Below are 23,818 nucleotides of genomic sequence, written 5' to 3'. Positions count from 1 at the left end.
AAACCCTCATCAAACTAGAATGGAAAAATGAAAAAGCCATCACTAACAATTCCGCTATTATGCAGCGTGTTTGTGTCTGGCACAGTTCACGCACAGAAAGCTCCCACTCAGTCGGAAGCAGAGTTCCAAAAACTGATGCCGGTCACCGGCGACGTGGATACCTACTTCGGGAAGTTCAAGCTGGATCACAGTTTTCCGGCGGTGGGCGAAGCGGAAAAAATCTATGATTTGATGGACCATCAGCGAGCTTCGCAGCTTTACTTGTGGGGCCTGCCGCTGGTCGGAATGACTCGTTGGCACCAGGGATACTACGACGCCTACGAGGATTACGACTACAACGTGCTGCTGGATATCAAGAGGTTCGATGAACGTCGTGGTGTTCTGACTGCCAACGAGACCACGCATTACTACTGGGGCTTCGGAAACACTCGCGACGCCGCCGTTATGCTGAACGTTCCTGAATGTCTGGCCGTCGGGATGATCGTCGACATGTGGCAGCAAAGCCCCACCGACATCGGCATCTTCGGGCCGAACGCCGGCAAGGGTGACAACCTGGTGATCGTCGGGCCAAACACTCCCGCTGAAGCCATTCCTGAACCCGCCGACGGCGTGGCCATCCACAAGGTCAGCACCGATCGCGTTTATTACTTGTTGCGACTGCTGGGAACTCCGGAGGACGTCGAAGCAGCGATCCGCAAGGTTCGCATCTACAGCTACGGCGAAGAGTCCAAGCCGATCAAGATCATTGATGCCGAAGACAAATTTGTCCCCATGTATCAGCCCCGCGGATTGGCCTATTGGGAAATGCTGCACTTCGCCATCAACCAGGAAGTTGTCCAGGAGCGCGACCGGTTGTTCATGTATTGGCTGAAGGGTTTGGGCATTGAAAAAGGCAAGCCGTTCAATCCCACCGAGCGGCAGAAGAAGATTCTCATCGACAGTACGAAAACGGGTGAGTTGATGGCCAAGACATTGGTCTACAACGAGCGGTTGGACGGTGTCCTTCGTCAAAACAACTGGCGGATGATTTTGGGAGGCAAGCGGGGTGACGGAATCAAAAACACCCAACGCACCAAGTACTACGACATCTTCGACCCACGTGCGCGTTACACCTACGAAGCCATCACCACTTCGCCGGCGATGACGATCCCCAAACCGGGAACAGCCCAGGCTTACATTGGCAAGTTCGAAGACGAGGACGGTGGGCGCCTGCAGGGCGGAAACAACTACGTGATTCACATTCAAAAGGATGTGCCGGCCGAGTTGTTTTGGTCCGTTGTCATTTATGACACCGACACAAGATGCCTGCTTGACAATCGTGCTGGCCCCGCGGGCGGTAAGGCATCCATGGGCGAACTCGTCGCACCGTACTTGCGCAAAATCATGAAGAAAAAAGATCCGCGCAAAAACGCCGACGGTTCGTACTACATGTTGCTCGGTCCCGACCCGGCCCCCAAGGGCTGGGAGATTAACCACGTGCAGACGATTGAAGGACGCGGCTGGTTCCCGTACATACGAGCTTACGCTGCCAAGGCCGAGTTCTTTAACGACGAGTACAAGTTCCCAACCATCAAAAAGGTCAAGGACTTTTCGGAGTACACGAAGTAATCGCCTGGTAAGCGTTGGTCAACCCGCCTGTCGTCGTCGAGCGACGACAGGCGACGGTTGCGGACCAACGACAAGACAAACAAACACTGCTCTGATGTAACTGACGAGACAGACATGAAACGAATGACTTGCACGATTACACTTGTTTGCGTGCTGGCTTGTGCGCTACACCTGAATGCCCAAGATGCGGAATCGCCGTACGCGCTCAAGCTGGGTTTTCCTGCCGACAATGAGACGATTCAGCGAGCACAAGACTCCACCGACCTGCGGCGAGCGATCGAGGCCTTCAAGTTCTTCTACCCGACGATCGCAACCGAGGCGGTCATCCAGCAGTTTGAACCACACGGCGCGGTGCCCAACAAAGTCGGCATCATTATGCCGCAAGATCCGGAACAGCAGTTTTCCGTCGCCAACCAGGATACGCCCTACGTAATCTCCGTCTTTGATTTGAAAGACGGTCCGATCGTGATCGAAGTTCCCGAAGGCCCCTTCATGGGACTGATGGACGATCACAACATGCAGTGGTTTGGTGACATGGGCGTCATTGGTCCCGGCAAAGGCAAAGGTGAAAAAGACCTGCTGGTCCCGCCGGGATACGAAGGTGAGATTCCGGCAGGTTACCATCCCTTCTATTGCAAGACGTGGCGGTGCGTGTTTCTCATGCGAGTCGCCGTTAAGTCTGGATCGTACGACGAAGCGGTCGAGTACGCCAACAAGTTGAAGGCCTACCCACTGGCCGAGGCAGGCAAACCATCCTCGTACAAAATCGTCAATGTAAAAGGCAAGCCGGCTCCACTGCCGATTCTGCGTTGGGAAAAAACGATGGACTACTGGCGGCAATTGCACGCCGTGGTTGACGCCGAAACAGCCCAACCCAATCACCGCGTGATGCTGGGTATGCTGGCAGCGGTTGGCATCAAAAAGGGCGAGCCGTTTCAGCCAAGCGAGCGACAGGCAAAGATTCTTGCCAAGGCAGCTGTGACCGGATTTGCTGAGATGAACGTGGCGTTCTTCGGCAACGCACGCCCCGAACGATTGATCTGGAAAGACCGACGGTGGGAGTACATCCCTTTGGCCGGACCGCTAGATCCAGCTACCAAGGACTTCGGCACAGAGAACTATCGGGATCTACTAGCCAATGACCACTTCTTCTTTATGGCGTTTGGTACCTCTGGCGGGATCGGACGTCGGCAAGTCGGTAATGGCTCGATGTACTTTTACACGCCGCGGGATAAGACAGGCGCCTACTTGGACGGCAGCAAGAACTACAAGCTGACGATTCCCGGTCCGGTTCCGGCAAAGCTGTTCTGGTCGGTCACCGTTTACGATTCCGAAACTCGAACCATTATCCACACCGATCAAGGTCGCGGCGCGGTTCGCACGATGTTCGAAAATCCCGAAGCAAACGCAGACGGATCGTTCGATATCTATTTCGGTCCAACGGCTCCAAACGCAAAGGAGAATCACTGGGTCAAAACGATCCCCGGCAAGGGATGGTTTACCTTTGTCCGCATGTACGGCCCCGAAAAACCTCTCTTCGATGGCACTTACAAACTTCCCGACATCCAGAGGGCGCATTGAATGTGGTTTCAATACAAGGTCCGCTTGACTGATCAGAACATGCAAATCCAGAAGCGAAGTCAATCTCTGAAAACGAAAAAAGCTAACACGATGAAACGAGCCCAACTTTATGTCATTGCCTTGGGACTCATGATTGCCTTTGCTAATCAGACGATGGCTCAAGGCGTTGATCCGTTGCCGTCTTGGCAGGATGGTAGAACGAAGCACTCGATCATCGAATTTGTTACCAAGGTGACGAAGGAAGGATCCCCGGACTTTGTAACGCCGGCTGAGCGGATCGCTACTTTCGACAATGATGGAACGCTGTGGTCGGAGCAGCCGCTGTACTTTCAGTTCGTCTACGCCTTCGACCGAGTCAAGCAACTGGCTCCGCAGCACCCGGAGTGGAAGACAAAGGAGCCCTTTGCTTCGATACTGAAGGGCGATATCGAGAAGGCACTTACCGGGGGCAAAGAAGCAATCCTTGAGGTCCTTGCTGCCACACATACGGGCATGACGACGGAGGAATTCGCATCCAGTGTCCGCGAGTGGTTTGCCACTGCCCGCCATCCCAAGACGAAGCGTGCCTACACCGAAATGGTCTTTCAGCCCATGCTTGAATTGCTCGATTACCTGCGAGCAAATGGTTTTAAGACGTACATCGTTTCCGGCGGCGGTTGCGACTTTCTTCGCGTGTTCGCCGAGGAAGTTTATGGGGTCCCGCCCGAGCAGGTTGTGGGCAGTAGTGTTAATGCGAGGTACGAACTGCGTGACGGCGTCCCCGTGATTGTGAAGATTTCCGAGCTGACCTTCTTTAACGACAAAGAAGCGAAGCCAGTCGGCATCCACCAGTACATTGGTCGTCGCCCGATTTTTGCCGCCGGCAATTCCGACGGCGATTTCCAGATGCTCGAGTGGACTTCCGCCGGCAAAGGAGCCCGCTTTGGATTGTATGTCCATCACACGGATGCCGACCGGGAATGGGCGTATGACCGCGAATCCCATATAGGTCGCCTGGACCGGGGCCTTAATGAAGCAGGCAAGCGCGGCTGGACCCTGGTTGACATGAAACAAGACTGGAAAGTGATTTACCCCACAGGCCCCAAGTAACAGTAACCGCCGCCGATTGCCCCGTTAGTCGCGGAGCGACGACAGGCGGCGCCACGGGTTTTAATGATGATGATTTCGGAGATTCAAGACACATGCCGTCGTTCCGCGACTCCCATGTTTTTGGAACATGCATACCTTGGGTTGAAACCCAAGGCTACCGAATGCCGTCGCTCCGCGACTAAACGAATAACGAATGCGAAACACAATTCCCTCAACGACGAAAACAATCAAATGATCAAGAAAAACCAAACAATCCCAAAATCTCCTATTGGAACACCAATGAAGATTTCACTTTCTCTGCTTATGGCACTCGTCGCATTGGCAACAACGGCCAACGCCCAGGACCGCGCGGCACTACCACCTGCGAATCCGTTCCTCATTCAGAACAGCATCTATCCATCGGTTCATTTTGATCCCGCACAAACGGATACGACATCACTGCCGGTTTGGAAGGGCGAAACCAGAATCGAGCCTTCGCAGGTTCAGTGGCTTCCCGGTCTGACGACGATTGGCACGGTGCACCGACCTTACGAAGGCGGCGAGCACGCGATCTTCTTCTCCGGTGGTAACCGGATCGCAAAGATTCGGATCACGGGCGATCACTTTGAATTAATTGACGAAGTTGCGATTCCCGGAAAAGAAGACGACAGCATGTCGACCACGGAGATTCGCCGCATCGTGAAACAGATGGAATCGAATCTGGATAACGAAGAGAAATATCTGGAGGGCTTTCGCAAGTTCCTAAAAGAATCAAACCAGGGCTCGGCAACCCTTGGCAACGGCACCTACACATTGATGGACAAAGACGGGTACTACTACGCCGGCTGGGGCACCAACGTTTACAAAGTTGGCGATGTTCGACCTGGTGATGTTCATTCGCCGATCGAAATCGTCAAATCCTATGACGTGCGGGACGGTGTTCCGGCTGACCAGCGAGATAAACTGAGCCGTATCTTCGGTTTTGGCATGACCTACGATGGGAACCTGGCGGTTGCCATGCCGGGCATCATTGCTGTGATGGATCGCGACTTTGGCGGCATGCAGTACATCCTGCTGGGCGAAGAAGCCGTCGACAACGGCATTTCTGTCGATGACAAAGGCGGCATCTACTGTGTGACGTCAAGGTACATGCGCAAAGTCGTCTGGGATGGCAAGAAGCTTTCGGACAAGGAAGCCGACGGTGCTTGGAAAAGCGAATACGACTACGTGCCCAACCCCAAAGCGCTTTCCCGCGGTGCGGGTAACACTCCGTCACTGATGGGCTTTGGTCCGGGCGACGACAAGCTGGTCGTGCTGGCCGATGCCGGTTCCGAGATCAGCGTGATTGCGTTTTGGCGCGATGAGATTCCGAAAGACTTCAAACAGAAGGAAGGCACCAAGTCGCGTCGCATCGCCGACCAGCTTCCGCTGAAGATGAAAGTGCCAGCCACTATTGAATGGTCACCGCACATTTACGGCAATGGCGTCATGATGTTTGCTTCCGCCTGGCCGGATCCGGTCAAGCAGGAAGATGGCAAAGTTTCGGTTTTCGAAACCGTCCTCACCGCTGGTGTCACTCGCGAAGCGCCCGTTGGAGCTGAGAAGTGGAGTTGGAATTCAAAAACCAAATCGTTCAAAAGCGATTGGGTGGCAAATGTTCCCGTGCAGTGGACACTGCACCCCGTTTCGGCAGCCAGCAATACCGTCACGCTGGCTTTGGTTGAAAAAGGCGTCTACAGCCTGTTGCACGTCGATTGGGACACCGGCAAAGAAGTCGGAAAAGTCGTGCTTGGCACGAGCCCAATCTTCAACACCGCCGGCGGGTTTTTCATTCCGCTCAGCAAAAACGACGTTTACGTCACCGGAGTATTTGGTCCCGTGCGGATTTCCAGGGACTAACGGAATCTACTACTACAAGAAACAGAATTCACACTCCTCAAGAATCAAGAACCTGAACTATGAAAATTGTATCCATCGTCTTGGGCGTCGTTGTCACGTTGGCAACAACAACGGTCAACGCCCAGCAGCCGGCGGAACTTCCGCCGACGCATCCGTTTCTGATTCAGAACAGCGTGTACCCGTCGATTCACTTTGACGCGGCCCAAACTGACACGACAGCGCTTCCGGTTTGGAAGGGCGAAACCAGAATCGAACCGTCTCAGGTCCAATGGCTACCGGGCGTCACGACAATTGGCACCGTACATCGACCCTACCAAGACGGTGAGCAGGCGATCTTCTTTTCCGGCGGAAATCGAATCGGAAAAATTCGCGTCACCGATCAGCATTTTGAAATCATTGACGAAGTGGCGCTCCCCGGTCACGAGGACGACAACATGTCGACGACCGAAATCCGACGAATCGCCAAAGCGATGGAGTCTAACCTGAACGACGAGAAGAAATACCTGGCGGAGTACAACAAGTTCCTGAGCCAAACCAAACAGGGCTCGGCAACCGTTGGTAACGGCACCTACACGCTGATGGACAAGGATGGTTATTACTACGCCGGTTGGGGCACGACGGTCTACAAAGTTGGCGACGTGCGCCCCGGTGATGTTCATTCACCAATCGAAATCGTTAAGACGTATGATGTGCGAGACGGAGTTCCGGCTGACCAACGTGACAAACTCAGCCGCATCTTCGGATTTGCCATGACCTACGACGGCCACCTCGCAGTTGCCATGCCCGGCATCATTGCGGTGATGGATCGCGACTTCAAAGGCATGCAGTATATCTTGCTAGGTGACGAAGCCGTCGATAATGGTATTTCGGTCGATGACAAAGGTGGCATCTACTGCGTGACATCGAAGTACATGCGGAAAGTCGTTTGGGACGGCAAAACACTGTCGGACAAGGAAGCCGACGGTGCCTGGAAAAGCGAATACGACTACGTGCCCAATCCAAAAGCACTGTCTCGGGGCGCGGGTAACACGCCTGCACTGATGGGTTTTGGTCCGGGCGACGACAAACTGGTCGTGTTGGCGGATGCTGGATCCAAGATCAGCGTGATTGCTTTTTGGCGAGATGAGATTCCAGCCGATTTCAAACAGAAGGAAGGCACCAAGTCACGACGCATCGCCGATCAACTACCGCTGAAAATTAAAGTGCCGGCCACGATCGAATGGTCACCACACATTTACGGCAATGGCGTCATGATGTTTGCTTCGGCCTGGCCCGATCCAGTCAAGCAGGAGGACGGCAAAGTCTCCGTCTTCGAAACGGTTCTTACTGCGGGTGTGACTCGCGAAGCTCCCGTCGGCGCCGAAAAGTGGAGCTGGAATTCAGACACGAAGACCTTCAAGAGCGATTGGGTTGCGAACGTACCGGTGCAATGGACCCTGCATCCAGTCTCCGCGGCGAGCAATACGGTGTCTCTGGCCTTGATTGAAGACGGAGTGTACAGCCTTTCGCATCTGGATTGGGATACGGGCAAAGAAGTCGGGAAGGTGATCCTCGGCAAAAATCCAATCTTCAACGGGGCCGGCGGCTTTTTCATCCCACTCAATGAAAGCGACATCTATGTCACGGGTGTGTTCGGACCGGTACGGCTCTCGAAGCCGTAGCCAAGCGTTGTACGTAAAAACCGATTCCATAGCATCTGAACGCTAGAAAAGAGATACCCATGCTTCACATTTTTGCTTTTCTCGTCTTACTTTTCGCGCTCGCAGCGCTAGTGTATGTCGTGATCGTGCTGGGAGGTTTGCCCGGCAAGATCGCGCACCAGCGCGAGCATCCTCAAGCCGAAGCCATCAACGTGTGTGGATGGGTCGGATTGTTGACCGGTGTGTTCTGGATGGTCGCCCTGGTGTGGGCTTTTACGAAAACTATGACAGTGACCGATTCAAGGTCGTAATGCTATTTTTCTATTAAGGAATCCTCATGTTGATCTGTATTCTTGGCGTCTATCTGCTGGCCGTCTGGATCCTTTTCTATAAGCTCAAAATTGCGACGCTTGATCTGAAGGCGAAGATCGTGGTGTTCGCGATCGGCCTCGGTATCGTCGCTTCCTTCTTTTTCATGGCTCAGCGGTTTGCTCCATACACCAAGGACGTGTATGTGCAGTCTTTTGTTGTGCCGATGGCCTCGCAAGTCAGTGGGCGTGTGACGACGGTGCATGTCAAAGAGAATCAGTCGGTCTCGGCTGGCGATCCGCTATTTCAAATTGACACCGAACCGTACGAGCTAGCCGTGGAGACACTGAGAGCTCAATTGGTGGAGGCAAAGCAAACCGCTTTTGCGAATTACACCGCATTGGCTGCTGCGTCCGAGACCGTGCGTCAGGCCGATTCGCAGATCCAACAGGCGGAAGACAACATCACTGCGCTCCTGGCGGCTCTCAAAACCTCCATGGCGAGCCAGACGCAGGCGGAGGCTCAGGTGGAACTGGATGAGGCGAATGTCGAGCGAACCGAGAAGTTGATCGAGGGCAATGCCGCCTCGAAACAAGAACTCGACACGCGTCGGGGTGAAGTCAAAGTCAGCAAGGCAGCATTGCTGAAGGCAAATCTGGATGTTCGCCAAGCGGAGACCGCACTGCGGGTCGGGCAGTCACAACTCAATTCCGCCATTGCTGGACGGGAAGTCGCCGTTGCACAAGTTCGTCAAATTCAGGTTCGCGTCCAACCGCAAAAGACGTTCGAAGAGATGATCGATCGTCGGATTGAGAGAAAGGCTGACCTCGAAAAACTGATCCAATCTTCGGGTGACGAATCGAATGATGAGCGATCTGCTGAAAAGCTGACGGAAATGAAGGAAGAGGTCGTGGAACTGGAACTACACCTGGGGTGGCTGCGGGAACACGAGGCCTCGGTTGTTGGCTTGAAGGAGTACCTGCAGGGACAGCTACCAAGAGTCAAGAGTCTCGAGGCGCAACTGAAGCGAGCGCAATTTGACCTCAAAGAAACGACCGTTCTCGCTCCTTCCAAGGGGTATGCATCGAATCTGCAACTCACCCCCGGGGCCTTTGCCAATGCCGGTTCGCCGTTGCTTAGCTTCGTCGACTCGGAGCAAACATGGGTGGTCGCGATCGTGACCGAAAATGGCCTTGGTCTCGTTAAACCAGGTGACGCGGTGGAAATCACGATGGCGCTCTATCCGGGAAAGGTGCTCAGCGGCGAGGTCGAGAGCGTGGTTTGGGGAGTCGGGCAAGCCCAAGGTGTCCCCAGCGGCACGCTGCCGAAAGTCGCCAAGACGGAGCGGACACAAAAATACATGGTTCGATTGCGTCTCGACGATGAAGCGTCCGACTTGATGTTGCGACAGGGATCGACCGCGGTCGCAGCGATCTACACCGAGCATGGTCGTATGCTTCACATCATACGCAAGGTGCAGATTCGAATTCAATCTATTCTCAATTATCTCTACGTTTGAAGTGATCACCCAATGCAAAATTATCATGAGTGACGAAACATCTCAGGCTGGCTGGCGAGTCAGGGTAGGCATTGCGTTCTTCGTTGTCAGCATTGCTTGGCCGATCTTGATCCCCATTTTTCCGCTGATGGGAGCCACCACGGCTGTCACCGCCGCCTTCAGTGGCAGCATGGTGATCGTGGCTGACTTATTGATGATTGCGGGTGCGGCGATTGCGGGCAAGGAAGGATTTGCGTTGATCAAGGCCAAACTATTTCGTTGTTTGAAACAATTCGGCCCGGCTCGTGAAGTGGGTTTGCGGCGTTACCGCATCGGATTGATCCTGTTCGTGGTTCCCCTCGCGTTTGGTTGGGCATCACCTTATTTCGGTCAACACCTGCCAGGTTTTGTGTCAAACCCGTGGACTTACGCGGTGGCGTGCGACATCATGTTACTATCAAGCTTGATGGTCCTGGGCGGAGCCTTTTGGGACAAGTTGCGATCCTTGTTTCGGCATGACGCTCACGCAGTCATCCCTGATAAACGAGCTGAGCCTGTGCATTGATCTTCATCCTGGACTCTTCGTTGACCAACGAACGGCAATCAACACTCTATCTTTTTGAAGGAAATTATGTCACGCGATGCGATCTTAAAAGCCTCTGCCCAGATGAATGCTCAAATCATCGGCCAAGAGACAGTCGTTGAGCGTCTGTTGATTGCCCTGTTGGCAAATGGCAACGTGTTAATGGAAGGCTTGCCGGGTACGGCGAAGACCCGTTCCATCAAGACGCTTTCGAAATTGGTTGAAAGCCAGTTTCGGCGCGTGCAATTCACGCCCGACCTGCTGCCGAGCGATGTTACCGGCTCGGAGATCTACCGAGAGCAAACCGGGGACTTTGAGTTTCAGCCGGGACCACTGTTTGGAAATCTCGTTCTGGCCGATGAGATCAATCGGGCACCCGCCAAGGTTCAAGCGGCGCTGTTGGAAGCCATGGAAGAACGGCAGGTCACCGTGGCGGGCAAGACACACAAACTACCCGACTTGTTCCTCGTCCTTGCGACACAGAATCCGATTGAACAGGAGGGAACCTATCCACTGCCCGAGGCTCAGATGGATCGCTTCTTGGTGTACGTCCAAGTACCGTACCCGCCTGCTGAGAACGAACTCTCGATCTTGCGTCTGGTGCGATCGGAAAACACCGGCGGTGGCAGCACTGCCCCCGAACCGATTTCCCAGGAAGCAATCTTTGCAGCTCGGAAAGAGGTTGATGCGGTCCACGTGGCGGAATCTGCCGAGCAGTACATCGTTGATTTGGTGATCGCCTCGCGCGAACCGAACCGTTTTGGAGACGAGTTGGCGAAGTGGATTCGGATTGGCGCGAGTCCTCGCGGTACGATTGCTTTGGACGCGGCGGCACGGGCGCGAGCATGGCTGAAGGGAAATGACTTTGTCTCGCCAGAAGACATCCAAGCCGTCGCTCCGGCTTGTTTGGCGCATCGGATTCATCTTTCCTACGAGGCTGAGGCTGCGGGGAAAACACGTGAGAACGTGGTGGACGCTATCCTCGAGAAAGTCGCAGTCGCGTGAACCGCTCGCAACCACAACCGATCCGAGTCCACACATCGCTCAAGGAATTGGTGCGTCTTCAATTTGAAGCCAATGATTTTTCGTTGCTCCCTCGACAACCCGTCGATAGTCTGCTGAGCGGACGACACGCGTCACGTGTGCGCGGTCGCGGGTTAACGTTCGAAGAGTTGCGACGCTATCGGCCTGGAGACGACATTCGATCAATCGATTGGCGGGCCACGGCAAGGTTGCGTGCGGCGCATGTTCGTGTGTACTCCGAAGAACGTGACAGGCCTGTTCTTCTGGTCGTGGACCAACGTACCAACATGTTTTTCGGTAGTGCGCGAACCACGAAAGCAACGTTGGCGGCCGAAGCTGCAGCGTTGACGGCTTGGCGGACGATCGATCGCGGCGACCGAGTAGGCGCCATCCTGTTTTCCGATGACGAAACCGTTCAAATCAAACCGCAACGCAGTCGCAGCAACGTACTGCGGATTTGTCATGAATTGGTACGGCTCAATGGTCAGCTCACAGCTCGCGGCAAGACGAATCCTGGTGCCATGAACGATGCGCTCCGCGACGCTGCAAACGTAGCCGTACACGATCACTTGGTCATTTTGATCACGGACTATCACGGCAGTGACTTAACGACAAGGGAGTTGGCAACACGTTTAGCTGCCCACAACGACGTGCTTGCGGCGCTGGTCTACGATCCCCTTGGTATCACCTTTCCGGTGTCTGGGGCGATGAATGCAAGCGACGGAATCGAAAGCATCTCCGTTCCCGAAGGCCGCTCGTTTTCGGAGCAATTTACAACCGCGTTTCAGTTAAAGTGCCAGCAGATACGGGACCAACTTCAGTCCGTGCGGATTCCTCTGTTGCCGCTCTGTACGCACGAGGCAGTCGCGGGGCAAGTCTCAAGAGCATTGGGGCATCGTTGATGATTGCAGAGCAGGGAAATCTGAAGGACTTGCGAGACATCGTGGTCCCTGAACCGGTCGCTTGGTGGCCTCTGGCGGTTGGTTGGTGGGTGCTACTGGGAATCACGCTGGTAACCGGTCTCTATTTGGCAACGCGGGCTTGGCAGAAATGGCAGGCTAACGCTTACCGTCGGGCGGCATTGGTCGAACTTGAACAAGCAAACAGTGCGTCCACGATGACGCAAATCTTGAAACGCACAGCGCTCTGCGTTTTCCCACGAGAGGAAGTTGCTTCGCTCTCGGGTCAGCCATGGTGTGATTGGTTACGCGAAAGGGGGGACCAGCCGATGACGTCCTCCACCGAGAGGTACCTGAGTAGTGATGCATTTCGTGATGCGGATATCGTTGATCAGCAAGAGCTTCGCGATTATGTGGCAGGTTGGATTCGCCTGCATCGAACAATCAGCTCAGATGCGGTTCGGGGGCGACAGACATGCTAACCTTTGCTTACCCTTGGCTGTTGTGCCTTGCGCCCTTACCGCTGCTCGTCCGATGGTTGCTACCGGCAAGTGTGCAGCGGCATCCTGCAGTGCGAGTTCCGTTCCTCGATCGGATTAAAGTCGCTGGCGGAAGCACGTCCCCAAAGAAGTCAAGTGAGCTTGGCTCAATCATCAAGAACGTTCTTGTGTGGTTGTTGTTGCTTGCCGCAGTTGCTCGTCCTCAATGGCTAGAACCACCAATCGAGCGTACTGTCCCCACGCGTGACTTGCTGCTACTGGTGGATCTGTCAGGTTCGATGGATCAAGAGGACTTCACCGATGCCAATGGAAACAAGGTGAACCGACTGGCGGCGGTGAAGGAAGTGCTGAGTGACTTCCTTTCGCGACGTGAGGGCGATCGAGTGGGTTTGGTTGTTTTCGGAAACGCGCCTTTTCTGCAGGTGCCCTTCACAACGGATCTTTCACTCTGCAGTCAGTTATTGGAGGAAACCGCCGTTGGCATGGCAGGACCGAAAACAGCATTGGGCGATGCCATCGGTTTAGGGATTCAATTATTCGAAAACAGCGATGTACCGACCAAGACGATGATTGCGCTGACGGATGGGAACGATACGGGCAGTCAAGTTCCACCGACCGAGGCTGCACGTGTTGCAAAAGATCGACAGATCACGATTCACACGGTGGCGATTGGTGATCCAACGACGGCTGGCGAAGAGAAACTGGATTTGGAATCGCTCAGAGGTGTTTCGGAGGCAACCGGCGGCAGTACTTTTCTGGCTCTTGATCGATCGGAGTTGCAAGGTATCTACGGTCGCTTGGACAAAATTGAGACACGAGAGGTCAATACGGTTAGTCATCGTCCACGTCGAGACTTGTACTTTTGGCTAGTGGCGGTTGCCCTAATTTTGTCGCTTGGCGAGGCGTTGTGGACGATTTTCTCAGCAGCTCGTTCAACACCTAAAAGCGACCACGCGACGCGCTTGCGCGTCGATGCCCGGACATTCGAACTGCAGACGGTCGAAGCGGATGATTTTGCGATGAATCAACGTGATCATTCAGATTCGGAGGTGACGGCGTGATGACTTGGTTGGATAATTTTCATTTCATCCGTCCGCTCTGTTTAGTATTGCTGCCGGCCGTATTTTGGATAGTTTGGCAGCTCCAGCGGTCGCAAGATCCACTCCGGGGCTGGCGTCGCATCATCGACCCCACACTACTGGAAATGTTGACGATCGGACACCAGCGAGCGGGCAAACTGCACCACAAGGTCCATCTTTGCGGGTTATTGATCGCGGTGATTGCGATTGCCGGACCGACGTTTCGCCCCGAGCCGTCACCCTTTGCCGACGATCCCACGCCTGTCATGTTGTTGTTGCGAGCCAGTGAATCGATGGACCAATCCGATTTGACGCCAAGTCGCATCGTCCAGGCTCAGTTGAAGATCGCGAACTTTGCGGCGGGTCGCAAGGGGCAACCACTGGGGCTGATCGCCTACGCAGGCTCGTCGCATTTGGTCTTACCTCCGACAAGAGATACGGAGGTGGTTGCATCGATGGCAGCCGAGATCGCTCCGAACGTGATGCCTAAACCAGGCGACGACTTGGCGGCGGCGCTCACGCTTGCAGAGCAGACGCTGTCTGACCAGCGAGGCTCCATCGTGATCGTCGCCGACACATCCGATGCGAGTTTGTCGGTGCTTCAAGAGTTTCGATCGCAGTGCGCGTTGCCCATTTACTGTCTTGCCATTGCCCGGCTCGATACGCCTGAACTTGATGCTTTGCAGCAAGCCGCAGACGCGCTTGGGGCGACACTGACCCCAATGACACCGGACAATCAAGACGTGGAGAGGCTAGTGCGAAGCACGGCACAGATGGCTGTTTCGCCCGGGGCCGATGGTGAGGGAACTCGTTGGGCTGAAGCAGGCTGGTGGCTCGTCCCCATTTTGGCTTTGTTTTCACTACTTTCCTTTCGTCGCGTTGAACATCGCAAGTCTGCGGAGGAACTTTTATGAGGTTTGTTGGGTTGTTCGCCGTGCTTGCGTCGATCAGTTGGTGGCAGTTCTGGTTTACACCGGATCAACAAGGTCAACGTTTGATGAAACAGAAAAACTACCAAGCGGCAGCCGAGACATTCCGTGATCCGATGCGGACGGGCGTTGCTTGGTTTCGCGCAGGTGAATTTGAATTGGCCGAACAATCTTTCGCTCGCTCTGCGACGCCGGAAGCAGAATTTAACCGTGGTAATTGTCTCGTGATGCGAGGCAAATACGATGAAGCCATCCAGCGTTACGACCGCGCTCTTGAATTGCGACCAGCTTGGAAAGACGCGGAAGTCAATCGTTCGATTGCGGTGGTCAGGAGAGATAAGACCAAGCAGGAAGGCGGCGACATGGGCGACCAAAAACTTGGTGCTGACGAGATCCGATTTGACAAAAAGAAAGGCAAGGACGGTCAAGAGACGGAAACCGAAGCCGCACAGCCACTGTCTAACTCTGCCATGCAGGCATTGTGGCTAACTCGCGTTCAAACCAAACCTGCAGATTTTCTAAAAGCAAAGTTTTCCTACCAGCTTGCGACGCAAGATCAGGGAGGTGCCCAGTGATTGCCCGTCGAACGTTCTGCTTTGCATTGTTGCTGCTGGTCGTACTGTTCTGTCGCAGCGTGGCAGCTATTGCCCCTGTTCGCATCAAGCTAGGCCAAGAGACGGCATGGATGGGAGAAGCGGTGACAATCACGGTGACTCTTTATTCGCCCGGTCCGTTCAGCGGCTCTCCAGCTTTCGACTTGCCTGAAATACCGCTCACCGCGATTGTCAAAACCGGCAATCCGGTCGTCTCCAGTGAACAAGTCGAAGGCGAAACGTATCTCATTCAGCAGCATGAATTCACGCTCTTCACGCAGCAATCGGGCGAGATCGCGATCCCTCCTTTTCGCGTCCGATTTGAAGGTAAATCATCGTTTCTCGCCAAGGCTGAGCCGGTCGAGGGCATGACCGCAGAGGTGAAGTTCCAGTCGAAACGTCCTCCCGACACTGAATCAATGGCGATGGTCGTTACGGCAACGAAGATGCAAATCGAACAGTCGTGGGAGCCCTCTCCTGAAGTTTCATTGAAAGCAGGGGATGCAATTGTCCGTTCGGTGAATCGCGAAGCCGAGGGGACAACCGCCATGATGCTGGCCCCAATTGCGGATCAATCCATGCAAGGAGTGAAGGTCTATCTGGCGACACCCCAATTGGAAGATCGCGTGGATCGGGGGGATGCACGGGCGTATCGAACGGATCGCGTAACCTATCAGTTTAAAGAGAGTGGTGAGTACACCATCCCTGAATTGTCCTTCACTTGGTGGAATCCGACAGAGCAGAGGCTGGAGCAAAAGACGCTGCCGAGTGTGACCCTTTCCGTCACGGAGTTACCCAGCGTCGCGACGGTGTCGGATGACTCCCGTTCCAGCGAATCAGTCCGGTGGACGTGGGTGCTCGGTGCCGTCATGTTCGCCGTCGTGGCGGTGTGGCTACTGCGTAAGCCGGTTTCGCGACTAGTGAATCACCTTCGCCAACGTGCCAACCGTGACGTGGCGATTGCCGAACGAAAGTTGCGATCTGCCTGTAACGATGGCGACGCCCAAGCCGCGTATGGAGCGATGCTCCGTTGGTTACGGGCGAAGTCGAACGAACTCTCCTCTGACGCAAAGCAGCCCCGAGACTTCGAGTTGGAGCTATCACTCGACGCCGAATGGCGTTTGCTCTCACAGCGAGTTTACGGGGTGGCCGCCGAAAGGGGCAGCGTGGAAGACTGGGACGGACGAAAATTCTGGACCGTGTTCTCGAAGCGACGCCCACAAACCCGTCGGGGCGATACGTCACATGGACCGCCAGAGTTTCCACCGCTCAACCCGAGCAGCCAAAAATTTCAAACGGGCTGAATGCCCACGTGGCCGCGCCGTCTAAAAGTCGATCTTCGCTCGTGTTCCTAGAACGACTGCCGTATCTCTCGCTTCGATAGCAGGGTCGATCACCTGCACATCGAATGTCAGATGGAACCAGGGTGTGATTGCGGCGTTGTAGTAGACTTCACCACCATGAATGTCATCCAAAGGCGATACGAGACTAAACACGTTCTGAAAGTCGTCGTTGAGACCGTTGCAGAAGTAGGCGATTCCGGTGCGGTCAGCGGGTCGACACGCAATCGGTCCGAAGGACTCGACTGACAAGCTTCCGGTCCAGCGAAACGGACTGGTCTCGTCGTCAGAGAATCCTACATAGCCGAACATCGATGTATACCGGTTTGGGTTGTTGGAATCACTCCACAGTTGTTGTTCGCCAAGATACATTGCCGCCCATGTTCCAGATTTTTCTGCAGGTTCAACTCCGCCCTCGGGAAGTACTGCCCAACCTTGGAGATCAAACGATGTGTAATCCCCAGTCGCGTAACTTCCAAGCAGTGTATGCGACCCGGGTTTGCCACGAAAATCAGTGTACTGTCGCCCCACTGCCAACAGGGTGACACCGTTTGGGAAGTCCATTCCCACCGTTGTCGGGCTGTGTTGGCTTTCCAATACGAAGAAGCCAGCTTCCACTCCCCGATCACCAGCTTTGAGAATTCCGGCAGCATTGTTGATAAGAGGAATGCTGGGAATCGTGCTCAGTGGCAACAAAACAGACGTATTCATAAAGCCATCAATGCCGCGACCGTATTGGGGGTAAAACCCGACCCATAAATCAAGCAAATTCATGCGTCCCAGCGTCGCTGCCCAACCATCGCCAAGTTGATGAGTGTATTGCAGACTAGTGACTGCATAAGACGGCTCACCGACCTTTGGCGTCAGCAACGCAGTGTTCACAGGTGCAAGTCCCACAGCGTCGGCAATCGAGCTTTGACCGAACTGCCAATCCGTTACGTGACTGGTAATCAAGCCGCCTTCCCACAGGCCAATTTTGCCTGTGTCGATATTGACAAAGGCATCCATCTTGCTGCCGTAGCGAAAACGTTGTTCGCCGCCCCCTTGGGTGACACCTTGATGAAACTGCGTGAGCATTGCATCGACAGTTATACCGCTCTCTGCGAGATGCGGCTTCACTCCGAGCCAGTCGCCAAACAGGTTCTCGCCGTCGCAAAATCCGCAGGAAAACGGACTGCATGCTAGTCCATCGCAGGAATCGTAACAGTCGTCGTAACCAGCGATACTGTCACAACTCAACGTGTCGCATGTTGTCGAACAGCATTCCGATTGAGCATGTAATGATCCGGCCTGCCCGGACAGGAGGAAAGCAGAAAAAGCTGCAAAGATTGATTTTGCTAGCAGCTCGTGGATAGGCAGATTGAATTTCATTGTACGATTCCATTCGTAAGCGTCGATGTGTTTCGCCAGCCCGGACGATGCTCGTTATCGATGAAGGTTACTCGCTGAATTGAGCGTGCGTTGACAATATTCACTCCGTGATAAATCAGCGAGTGGTAAGCCATTGTCCGGTTTCGCCCCGAAAGAAGAGGCGTGATTAGCAAATGGCGAAAAAGCACAGTGTTTTTGCTTGCCTAGGTTCGACCTATAGCGGTTTCACTGGCAGCAACATGGAACGACCGCCGCTTAAGCGGCTATTGGCTGACATCGAGGCCGGCAAAGTCGACTGCGTGATCGTTTGCAAGGTCGACCGGCTCAGCCGTTCGCTGCTCGATTTCGCACGCATCATCGAGACGTTCGATTCGCATCAAGTTTCGTTCGTCAGCATCACCCAACAGCTCAACACATCGACTTCAATGGGCCGACTTGTCTTGAACGTGCTACTTTCATTCGCCCAATTCGAGCGGGAGATGATCAGCGAGCGGATTCGCGACACAGTCGCCGCATCGCGCCGACGCGGCAAGTGGTCCGGAGGAATGCCGTTGCTCGGATACACCGTCGAGCACAAAAGGATAATCGTTGACGAAATCGAAGCGACACGTGTTCGTCAGATCTTTGAGCTGTATCTGGAATATCAATCGTTGCTGCCAACGATTCGCGAAATCAATCGACGAGGCTGGGCAACAAAACGTTGGGTCACCAAGAAGGGAGACCATCGTGGGGGACGCGAGTTTACGTGAAATGCTTTGTATAAGCTGCTGGCAAACATTACCTACATCGGCAGGATTAAATACAAGGACGAAGTGCACGAAGGCGAGCACGTTGGCATTGTGCCGGTTGGTTTGTTTAACCGCGTCCAAAACCGGTGAACCATCGCCCGTTGCTTGAGGTCCTTTACCAAGGCTGCGCTTGGCTCACCAGACTCAACCACAGGCTGGAGCGGGCAACGACGCAGCGATGTGAACTACGGAAACAGCTGCGGATCCATCTCGTGCAAAACACTTTTCAGCTGCGGAAGGACTTCTTCTGCCGCGGTGCGCCCCAGTTTGGCCGTTTCTCCGGCAATCTTGAAATCGGTCAATTGAACCGTTGAAATGTCTGGTTCAATCGTAATGTCGGCATGGCTGCCGCCGATTGCGCGGATGCTTCTGTCTTGAACGGTTCGCATGCGGATCAATGATGCCGTGCCGCTCGGCCGTTTCATTTTCTCTGTTGGGGTATCGGAATTCATTCCACCGAATTCGAAGCAGATTTTCGCGGATACATCGCTGGCGATCACGAAATTTGCACCAAGATTAATGGCGATGTCCGCTGGCAGATTGTCCAAAACACCACCGTCGACTAATGCTTTTCCATCGGCGCAAATCGGGCGGGCAATGCCGGGAAGATTAATGCTTTCCAAGACTGCCGTGGTGGCATCACCGGTCGTGCGGACAACTGGGGCGGCCGAAATCAAATCAACCGTCACACTGGCAAACTGCAACGGCAGTTGTTCCAGTTTCCAGTCATTCAAATAGACTCGCAACATCGGGTCCCAGCCACCGAAACGATATTTGGCCAATACATAAATCGAATCACCGTACGGCAACCAAGTGTACGGCCAACCCGGTTGCAGGTCGGTTGCAAAAGCATTGACCAAAAAGTCGGCGGTATAGCCAGCCGCGAATGGAATGCCAGTCAATGCACCAGCACTCGTCCCCGTTAGACAATCGATCGAGATTCCAGCCTCGTCCATGACTTGCAGCACGCCCAGGTGCGCCATTCCACGTGCAGCGCCACCGCCAAGCGCCAGGCCGACCGAGACGCCGCGCAGGTGATGAAGAATCCGCCGTTGTCCCGCATATTGAGTGCATACGATGGACTCTTGATTGCATCCGTCCCAGTGGTACTTGAAATCCTTCGTGCACACATCGCTTAATCCGGGAGCCAGCGGAGCAACTTGCTCGTCACGATTAAGCACGCGAATCACACAGATCTTTTCAACTAGCGTCGGTGATTGTTTGAGGAATTCGCGTAATACAGAAATGACGTTTTCCGTCGATTTGGAATCGCAGACAAAGTACACCGTTCCGCAGGCGACAATCAGATCAAACAGGCGGTCAGCCGCACTCTGATATTGGCAATCAAACACAATTCGCTCGACGTCGGACCAGCCTCCTACAATTTTTTGAAACTCATGCGTTGGCATGAACTTGCCGTCACTGCCGACCGAGTTCAGTGAGCGAGTTGTCTCCAATGCGAGCGTTTCCTGCCGATCGCTGATCAAGCCTACTTGTTCGCCAAACGAAGTCAGTTGTTCGACCAACGGAATGGTCATTGCACACGTTTTTGGGCTCATGTGAATGAACGAGACCAGCCGTTTTCGCTGTCGATTTCGTGCGCCAATCAACGTATTTCGCATCTGCGGCCCAAGAATCCGCATCAGGTTGCGCGTCCAAAGCGGGTGCTCTTCCAATAACCTGACTGCTGCTTCGCGTGGAACCCGAAGCAGGATACTGGGCTGATCCGCCGTGACTTTGGCTTGAAGGCCATCCGATTCCTGGAGAATCGCTAGAATTCCTATTTGATCGTCGCGGGTCGCAAAGGAAACCGACTTCTCTACGCCACCGGGCATGGCAATCGTGCCGACAAGTTGGCCGGTGCAAACGAGATACAACGCGTCAATCGGTTGATTTGGTTGAAGCAGAACCTCCGACTCCGCACAGCGAACGACTTCACACTCTTTCGCGATGGAAGCGATTGCATCCTCGCTCAGCCCGCGCGTGGATAAATGTAGTTGCAGCAGAGCAAGCGGACTGGAGTTTTCGTTCACAGCGTTTGGCAAAGGTGAGGATGCGTGGTCCGGAGGCGACAACAGGTGACATTACGTTATCGCTCAGAAACGATATACTGTGTTTACGGTACGGTTCGGTCTAGTTTAGCTAGTGTACGAAAAGCTGATCGTGAGAATCAACCGAATCAATTGTGCTAAAGTTGGCACAACGTGAATTTTCGCCAAAGCTTGCAGTAATGTCGTATTTCGCTCCGCGAAATCACGTGCGGTACAATTCGGTATATCGTGAATCCGTTATTTCGCGGAGCGAAATACGACGATTGTTTCACCAATACAGCTGTTGTCGTCATGTCGAAAACTCGAACGATTTTTGCAGCAGTTTTGTGTTTTCTCGCAGTTGCGGGTTGTACGAAGGTTAATTGGTCCAAAACTGAATTGAAGCGCGCTCGCGCGAAACCGATCGTCATCGCTGTCAATTATCCGCTCGCGTATTTCGCCGAACGCCTTGTGGGTACTATGGCTGATGTTCGTTGCATTGTGCCTGTCGGCGAAGTTGCATCCCAGTGGAATCCCAACGAAGAAGACGTCAGTGAACTGCAATCCGCCGACTTGATCTTGCTGAACGGGGCTGGTTTTGCATCGTGGATCGAAAGTGTTACCTTGCCGCCGTCGAAGTTGTCGGTAACCACGCGCGGTTTCAGCAATGACGACTTCATTGCGCAGACTGGCGCTGTGGTGCACACACATGGACCTAAAGGCGAGGCAGACGACGCGAATTTGGTTTCAGAAACTTGGCTGGATATAAGACTGGCGACGAAACAGATCGACGTGATCAGGGAAGAGATGCTGAAACTATTCCCTCAATCACGTGATCAAATTCAAACGAACTATGATGATCTGCTGGCGGACCTTGAGAAGTTGGACGGTGAAACGGACCGCGTCGTCAAGTCGTTGGCGGCGAATTGGATCGCATCGCGCGGCTGCTATGAATACTTTGCCAAACGATATTCATTGGACCTGAAAAGCTATGACCTTCGTGCAGATGAAGCCGTTAACAGCCAGCGATGGAAATTAGTCGATCAGGATGTAAAAGAACGCAATGTCAAAGCGATGCTTTGGCATGAGCAACCCAACAAAGAGATTCAGGATCGATTTGATCAGTTGCAGGTGAAAGTGATTGTCTTTTGTCCGCTACTGAAGGTGCCCGAGGATGGCGACTTCCTATTGATCATGAACGAGAGCATTCATAATATTGCGGCGACAAGTGAGTGAATCTGCAAAAGATCGAATCGCGACGTTCGTTTTTATCGGATTGGTCGTGTCGCTGAGCATCGCGGTGAATCCGCGACGCTCGTTGGCGGATGCGTTGGTCGTCACGCGTGCCATGAACGCTTCGACGATCGCCGAGATTTTTGTCGAAGAGGAGGTTGTTCGGGTCGAATTGGAGATCGGCAGCGACGATGTGGCAGCCTTCAAGAATCTATTGCCAGATGAACTGTATGAGAAGCTGACCGGCAACGACCGCCTACGTGAGGAGCGATTGGCAGAATTCTTCGAACGCGATTTCGTCATCCAGGCGGGTGATCTGGTACTAAGTGGAAAAGCTGCAGAAATCACCGCCGGAAGACGGATTGTGCGAGATGAAATCACGGGCGATCCACTACTGTTGCAGCCAAAAGATGCTGATTGGGTGCTGCGAACCATGTTGGTGTACGACCTGGAACAAACTCCTGAAAATCTTTCGATTCAACCTCCATCTGCGACCTCCAATACGATCGCCAGCATCGGTTTTGTCGTCTATCACAAAGGCGTCGCCGTTAACGACTTTCGCTATCTGTCACGAAAGGAGTTGCTCGATCTGGATTGGAGTGATCCATGGTACAGCAAATTCCAGAAATCCAATTTGCAACGAAGATACGACGCTCCTGCTGCGGCGTTCTTGTATGTCGAGAACTTCGAAGTCCGCAAAGAGATCGTGATTCGGCCCAAGGATTTGCAATCGTGGGTTGATTTAGGCTTAGAAGGGAAAACGAAGATCTCGGCCTCACAGCGCGACGACGTTCGAACGAAAGCAGCGGAGTACTTGGCCACGCAAACGCCACTGCAAGTTGACGGGCAAACAATCGCTGGCACTTTGGATCGTGTTCATTTCATCAACCGTACTTTGAAAACGACAGGCGTCGTGCAACCTGGTACCGACATCGACCTGAACATAGCGATGTTGGGCGCAATCTACGTTTATCCGATCGAGTCGCTCCCGCAAAACGTAACGATGCAGTGGCAACTGTTTGATGATCGGATTAGCAGAGTGCCTTGTGTGGCGACCGATGAAGCTGGCGGAATGCCTTGGACGCTCGATCCCACCGACACAATGCTTGTCTGGAAAAATTTCCTGAAGAAACCAACCGTGCCCGCATTTATGAATGTGGCTCCGCCAGAGCGAAAGACAATTGGCATTCCAGTTTTTACATTAATCGGCGTTCTTGGATTTGGGCTCGTCTGGGCATTCTCCGCTTCACCGAAAAGTCGCCCTGTGTTGAGCACGCTTGGCGTTATCACGCTGGCAGGTGCCACCGGTGTTTTTTCACCTGGACCGCGAGTTAGCTTGTCGGTCGGTCGCGGTATCAAGATGCCAAACGACGATGGAAAGGAAATCGCCTTCAGTTTGCTGCACAACATCTATCGTGCGTTCGACTATCGTGAAAAAGGAATTGTTTACGACGTGCTTGAACGGAGTGCTAGTGGCGACCTGTTGACCGATATCTATTTAGACACTCGAAAGTCGTTGACGTTGGCCAGTCAGGGTGGTGCTCGCGTAAAAGTGAAAGCCATCGAACTGAGTGATTGTCGTGCTACGCCCAATGGAACCGATTCGTTTGTGGCCAACTGTACCTGGATGGTGACGGGTAGCGTCGGACATTGGGGGCACTTGCATCAACGCACCAACCAATACCAGGGCGAATTGGTGATCAAGGCGATCAACGGCGAGTGGAAAATCATCGAAATGGAATTGACGGATGAGCAAAGGATCTAGAGTGTCGTATTTTGCTCCGCAAAATCACGAGCGTGAGACCGTTATTTCGCGGAGCGAAATACGACTTTGGTAAGTGGGAATC

The 23,818-nt window shown here is 53.8% G+C and carries 19 protein-coding genes and 1 pseudogene; 18 read left to right on the top strand and 2 right to left on the bottom strand.

The window, feature by feature from the left end; genetic code table 11:
• Nucleotides 1-27: 27 nt before the first annotated feature.
• The 15 genes and pseudogenes from CA13_RS13065 (at nucleotide 28) to CA13_RS12995 (ending at nucleotide 16,513) form a co-directional block, all read left to right on the top strand.
• A complete protein-coding gene (locus CA13_RS13065; protein ID WP_146397308.1) occupies nucleotides 28-1,608 on the top strand; it encodes a DUF1214 domain-containing protein in 1,581 nt (526 codons plus the stop codon).
• Nucleotides 1,609-1,722: 114 nt separating this feature from the next.
• On the top strand, nucleotides 1,723-3,189 hold the full coding sequence (locus tag CA13_RS13060; RefSeq protein ID WP_146397306.1) for a DUF1254 domain-containing protein: 1,467 nt from the start codon (nucleotides 1,723-1,725) through the stop codon (nucleotides 3,187-3,189).
• Nucleotides 3,190-3,279: 90 nt separating this feature from the next.
• Complete coding sequence (locus CA13_RS13055; protein WP_146397305.1) at nucleotides 3,280-4,278, top strand: HAD family hydrolase; 999 nt, start codon at nucleotides 3,280-3,282, stop codon at nucleotides 4,276-4,278.
• Nucleotides 4,279-4,557: 279 nt separating this feature from the next.
• Nucleotides 4,558-6,156, top strand: a complete 1,599-nt coding sequence (locus CA13_RS13050) for a hypothetical protein (protein WP_146397303.1) — start codon at nucleotides 4,558-4,560, stop codon at nucleotides 6,154-6,156.
• A 59-nt stretch (nucleotides 6,157-6,215) separates the two neighbouring features.
• Entirely contained in the window at nucleotides 6,216-7,817 is a 1,602-nt protein-coding gene (locus tag CA13_RS13045; RefSeq protein ID WP_146397301.1) for a hypothetical protein, read from the top strand.
• Nucleotides 7,818-7,876: 59 nt separating this feature from the next.
• Complete coding sequence (locus tag CA13_RS13040) at nucleotides 7,877-8,107, top strand: DUF3302 domain-containing protein (protein ID WP_146397299.1); 231 nt, start codon at nucleotides 7,877-7,879, stop codon at nucleotides 8,105-8,107.
• Between the two features lie 26 nt (nucleotides 8,108-8,133).
• On the top strand, nucleotides 8,134-9,624 hold the full coding sequence (locus CA13_RS13035) for an HlyD family secretion protein (protein WP_146397297.1): 1,491 nt from the start codon (nucleotides 8,134-8,136) through the stop codon (nucleotides 9,622-9,624).
• A 25-nt stretch (nucleotides 9,625-9,649) separates the two neighbouring features.
• Nucleotides 9,650-10,168 carry a transporter suffix domain-containing protein gene (locus CA13_RS13030; RefSeq protein WP_419194274.1) on the top strand — a complete coding sequence of 173 codons (519 nt, stop codon included), beginning with the start codon at nucleotides 9,650-9,652 and terminating at the stop codon, nucleotides 10,166-10,168.
• A gap of 42 nt (nucleotides 10,169-10,210) precedes the next feature.
• A pseudogene (locus tag CA13_RS13025) lies at nucleotides 10,211-11,191 on the top strand (AAA family ATPase); the annotation flags it as partial.
• Entirely contained in the window at nucleotides 11,188-12,111 is a 924-nt protein-coding gene (locus CA13_RS13020; RefSeq protein WP_419194273.1) for a DUF58 domain-containing protein, read from the top strand. The pseudogene CA13_RS13025 and the gene CA13_RS13020, both read left to right, overlap by 4 nt.
• Complete coding sequence (locus tag CA13_RS13015) at nucleotides 12,111-12,590, top strand: DUF4381 domain-containing protein (RefSeq protein WP_146397291.1); 480 nt, start codon at nucleotides 12,111-12,113, stop codon at nucleotides 12,588-12,590. The genes CA13_RS13020 and CA13_RS13015 overlap by 1 nt, the downstream gene beginning before the upstream one ends.
• Nucleotides 12,584-13,669 carry a VWA domain-containing protein gene (locus CA13_RS13010; protein WP_146397289.1) on the top strand — a complete coding sequence of 362 codons (1,086 nt, stop codon included), beginning with the start codon at nucleotides 12,584-12,586 and terminating at the stop codon, nucleotides 13,667-13,669. The genes CA13_RS13015 and CA13_RS13010 overlap by 7 nt, the downstream gene beginning before the upstream one ends.
• On the top strand, nucleotides 13,669-14,601 hold the full coding sequence (locus CA13_RS13005; protein ID WP_146403630.1) for a vWA domain-containing protein: 933 nt from the start codon (nucleotides 13,669-13,671) through the stop codon (nucleotides 14,599-14,601). The genes CA13_RS13010 and CA13_RS13005 overlap by 1 nt, the downstream gene beginning before the upstream one ends.
• Nucleotides 14,598-15,191 carry a tetratricopeptide repeat protein gene (locus CA13_RS13000; protein WP_146397287.1) on the top strand — a complete coding sequence of 198 codons (594 nt, stop codon included), beginning with the start codon at nucleotides 14,598-14,600 and terminating at the stop codon, nucleotides 15,189-15,191. Before CA13_RS13005 ends, CA13_RS13000 begins: the two co-directional genes overlap by 4 nt.
• Nucleotides 15,188-16,513, top strand: coding sequence for a BatD family protein (locus CA13_RS12995; RefSeq protein WP_146397285.1), 1,326 nt, complete (start codon nucleotides 15,188-15,190; stop codon nucleotides 16,511-16,513). Before CA13_RS13000 ends, CA13_RS12995 begins: the two co-directional genes overlap by 4 nt.
• A gap of 21 nt (nucleotides 16,514-16,534) precedes the next feature.
• Here the strand turns inward: CA13_RS12995 and CA13_RS12990 are convergent, their stop codons facing one another.
• Nucleotides 16,535-17,920 (bottom strand): carbohydrate porin, encoded by a 1,386-nt coding sequence (locus CA13_RS12990; protein WP_146397283.1) that lies wholly within the window; start codon nucleotides 17,918-17,920, stop codon nucleotides 16,535-16,537.
• A gap of 173 nt (nucleotides 17,921-18,093) precedes the next feature.
• Here CA13_RS12990 and CA13_RS12985 point away from each other — a divergent pair, with 173 nt between their 5' ends.
• Nucleotides 18,094-18,669 carry a recombinase family protein gene (locus CA13_RS12985; RefSeq protein ID WP_419194272.1) on the top strand — a complete coding sequence of 192 codons (576 nt, stop codon included), beginning with the start codon at nucleotides 18,094-18,096 and terminating at the stop codon, nucleotides 18,667-18,669.
• Nucleotides 18,670-18,893: 224 nt separating this feature from the next.
• Here the strand turns inward: CA13_RS12985 and CA13_RS12980 are convergent, their stop codons facing one another.
• The gene (locus CA13_RS12980; RefSeq protein ID WP_146397281.1) at nucleotides 18,894-20,741 is read right to left on the bottom strand and encodes a cyclic nucleotide-binding and patatin-like phospholipase domain-containing protein; all 1,848 of its coding nucleotides are present in this window, start codon (nucleotides 20,739-20,741) and stop codon (nucleotides 18,894-18,896) included.
• A gap of 396 nt (nucleotides 20,742-21,137) precedes the next feature.
• Here CA13_RS12980 and CA13_RS12975 point away from each other — a divergent pair, with 396 nt between their 5' ends.
• Together CA13_RS12975 and CA13_RS12970 are read left to right on the top strand one after the other, a co-directional pair.
• A complete protein-coding gene (locus tag CA13_RS12975; RefSeq protein WP_419194271.1) occupies nucleotides 21,138-21,974 on the top strand; it encodes a metal ABC transporter substrate-binding protein in 837 nt (278 codons plus the stop codon).
• Nucleotides 21,967-23,736: a hypothetical protein gene (locus CA13_RS12970; RefSeq protein ID WP_146397277.1), complete on the top strand. Its 1,770-nt coding sequence runs from the start codon at nucleotides 21,967-21,969 to the stop codon at nucleotides 23,734-23,736. The genes CA13_RS12975 and CA13_RS12970 overlap by 8 nt, the downstream gene beginning before the upstream one ends.
• The last annotated feature ends 82 nt before the right edge of the window (nucleotides 23,737-23,818 follow it).

The organism is Novipirellula herctigrandis (genome assembly GCA_007859835.1).
Taxonomy (GTDB): domain Bacteria; phylum Planctomycetota; class Planctomycetia; order Pirellulales; family Pirellulaceae; genus Novipirellula_A; species Novipirellula_A herctigrandis.
The sequence above is the reverse complement of the archived record's forward strand: the minus strand, read 5'-3'. Positions and strand labels throughout refer to the sequence as shown.